This is a genomic window from uncultured Aliivibrio sp., assembly GCF_946479765.1.
In the GTDB taxonomy this organism is placed as follows: domain Bacteria; phylum Pseudomonadota; class Gammaproteobacteria; order Enterobacterales; family Vibrionaceae; genus Aliivibrio.
The window spans coordinates 1-3,244 of the sequence record NZ_CAMLHO010000107.1 but is presented as its reverse complement, the minus strand read 5'-3'; the positions used below and the strand labels follow the sequence as shown (position 1 = coordinate 3,244).

Below are 3,244 nucleotides of genomic sequence, written 5' to 3'. Positions count from 1 at the left end.
CTAAAGGCAAACTGACAACGCCGAGTGTAGCAAATCGTGTTGATGCATTTGTTATATGCGAGTAGAAAAGTAAAAGTAGGCAATCTTTTTTAGGCACAATATCATAAAAATCAAATCAACTGTGGATAACCAACCATTGAATAATAAAGAGTTTTCCAAGTTATCCACAGAAATTTGCTAATTTCGAAAAAACAATGTTGAAAAGCTGTTTGCAAAAATAAAACATCTCTAATATACTGATTGTCAAATAAAAAAGCCGCTATTAGTAACAATTTAGTTATTAATAGCGGCTTATAACCCTGACTGATAAGGAGGTCATATTGCTTAACGATATTATTGATGTAGCAATTTGCTTGCTAACCATTACTGGTTTAGCTATCAAATACTTAGGTTAACCGTCGCCAAACTGAGAGCTTAAGTAATTAATAATTAATCAAGGTTGCACTTTTAAGGTGCAACCTAATTAAAACAAAAATAAACAAGACTGTAAATGAAGTTTGATAATATCTTTCAATTTATAATTGCATATAACGCTGGCATAACACGTTTGCTACGATACAGACTTAACTGAATTTTACTGCCTTAATCACTGAAACTAAAGGCAAACTGACAACGCCGAGTGTAGCAAATCGTGTTGATGCATTTGTTATGCGTATATCACACCAAGATTGAATATCTAATTTATTTATACTTACTACAGAAAAAGTAACGATATATAAGACAAAATATTACTTAGACTATATTATAAACAATAACTTAAACTAAGGAAAACGCTTGTATATGAGCAATAAAAAATATGACTTCAATTGGAAAGAAGCTATCATTCAAAATGAAAGTCTGATTGAATTACAACCATCAGATAAGCTAAATAGAGCAAGACTTGCAGCTTTTTTAACTAATAATGTAATCCCTGACGCAGGTTTAAACGGCTATGTTTTAAATTTAAATGCACAATGGGGAGCGGGAAAAACTTTTTTTGTTAAACGATGGGCTAACTCTTTATCAGAGCATGGGCACCCAACAGTTTATATTGATGCATGGAAACAAGATTATTCAAATGATCCTATGCTTACTGTAATTGCTTCAATTATTGATCAATTACGTAGCTATCTTGATACTCCAGATAAGTATATAAACAAGATTGCAGAAAAAACGTGGCGATTCTTTAAAGCTACTGGATCTGAAGTTACCAAAGGCATTGTTAAAAAAGTTTCTGGAATAGATATTGATAATATAAGTGATGAGCTTGACGCATCCAATACGGAGTTACCTAAACAAGATGATGAAGACAATACCTTTAATGGGTCAGTTGCATCTAAACTAACAGCTGCTTTAATCGATGACCATAACGTTAAGCTAGCTAGTGTCGAAGGCCTTAAATATGAACTCGGAGCTTGGGCTGAAGCCATAATAAGTAAAGGGCATAACGGTAAGTTAAATGCACCTGTTTTTATCTTCATTGACGAACTTGATCGTTGTAGACCAAACTATGCAGTCGAAATGCTAGAAGTTATAAAGCATTTTTTCAAAATAAAAAACCTCGTTTTTGTTGTTTCGACTGATACAGAACAATTACAACATACAGTTAAATCCGTATATGGTGAAAGCTTTGATGCTCAAACCTATTTACATCGTTTTTTTGATTCAAGGTATTCATTAAATTCATCGTCTCTAGAGCAATTTATAATCAGTAAAACTGAATTACTACTATCTAATGATGATTCATTTTCAACGCTTCGCACTTGGCCTATAGTTAATACCCAAGAACCTTTAACAGCCTTACTTACCAACCTAGCAAATGGATTTTTACTTTCATTACGTGATACTGAACAATTAATTAATCGATTATTCAGTATTATTAGAAATTTCCCTCCTTATCAAGAATTAAACTTAAGTTATTTGGTTGTTTTATTAATTATTCGTGAAAAAAATCTTAACCTATATAATGAAGTAATTAGTCGTTCAATAGTTTCTCATGAGAAAAATGACATTTTGTTAGATTTTGAACATAGTAAACTAAACTTTGAAGTCTACTTAGCTCTTCAGAATGAAGGATCCCGCAGGCATTATTCAATCCCTGTACTCTCTAATTCTCCAGAGTATCGAGATTATGGATATACCTTTAGTGTTTCTGAGTTATTAGAAATTTCATGCAATACATCTTTACTCACAGATCAAGTGCAACTACATGAAAGAGAAAAAGCACTTTCAGAGAGAATTAACAACCTATCTGACAATAGTAATAGCTATAACAATTGGACAAATGCTGCGAAATTAAAAGCAGAAAAACAAATGCTAAGCTCTAAAGTCAAACATTCTACATATAAAGATTGGGTTGAGATGGCAATAGCATTTGATAATTAATGTAATTAGGCTCCAAGTGTCATTTGGAGCTAAATTTTTAGCACAAATACGCATAACGCCTGCATAACACGTTTGCTACTATGCAGACTTAGCTGAATTTTACTACCTTAATCACTGAAACCAAAGGCAAACTGACAACGCCGAGTGTAGCAAATCGTGTTGATGCATTTGTTATAAGCGATTCTGATTTTGCCAATAATCATAAAGACCACTGATATTTGACGAACACATTAAACTCATTGCACCTTTGATTTGCTCATCGCTCCATTGCCACCATTTCATTTCTAACAACTGAACAATTTCACTTTCAGTAAAACGATAACGAATATGCTTAGCCGGATTAGAGCCTACAATAGAATAAGGAGCTACATTTTTAGTTACGACAGCTCGACTTGCAATTATTGCCCCATCACCTACGGTTACACCGCTCATAATCATGGCTTCAGTACCAATCCAAACGTCATTACCAATAATCGTATCACCTGAACGTTCAAACCCATCTTTGGCATCTGAGAAATTTTCATCGTCTTGGTAGAAAAATGGAAATGTACTAACCCAATTATTTTGATGTCCTTGATTTCCCGCCATCATGAAAACAGCACCCGAACCAATTGAGCAATAACTACCAATAATTAATTTATCAATATCCGTTCTATCAGCCAATAAATAACGAGCACAATCATCAAAGCTATGATTATGATAATAGCCAGAATAGTAACTATGCTTACCCACAATAATATTAGGATTAGTCACTTGTTCTTTGAGTGATTTACCCACAAAAGGGCTTTCAAAATAATTGTTCAACCTAAATCCTCTTTTAAGCTTATAACGCCTGCATAACACGTTTGCTACAATACAGACTTAACTGAATTTTAACGCC

General features: G+C 33.3%; 2 protein-coding genes. One reads left to right on the top strand and one right to left on the bottom strand.

Annotation, left to right across the window (positions count from 1 at the left end):
* The first annotated feature begins 780 nt into the window (after nt 1-780).
* Nucleotides 781-2,364, top strand: coding sequence for a P-loop NTPase fold protein (locus tag Q1K78_RS17190; protein ID WP_300181657.1), 1,584 nt, complete (start codon nt 781-783; stop codon nt 2,362-2,364).
* Between the two features lie 171 nt (nt 2,365-2,535).
* On the opposite strand, the gene catB is transcribed toward Q1K78_RS17190, so the two are convergent.
* Nucleotides 2,536-3,168, bottom strand: a complete 633-nt coding sequence (catB, locus tag Q1K78_RS17185) for a type B chloramphenicol O-acetyltransferase (RefSeq protein WP_300181655.1) — start codon at nt 3,166-3,168, stop codon at nt 2,536-2,538.
* Nucleotides 3,169-3,244: the final 76 nt, after the last annotated feature.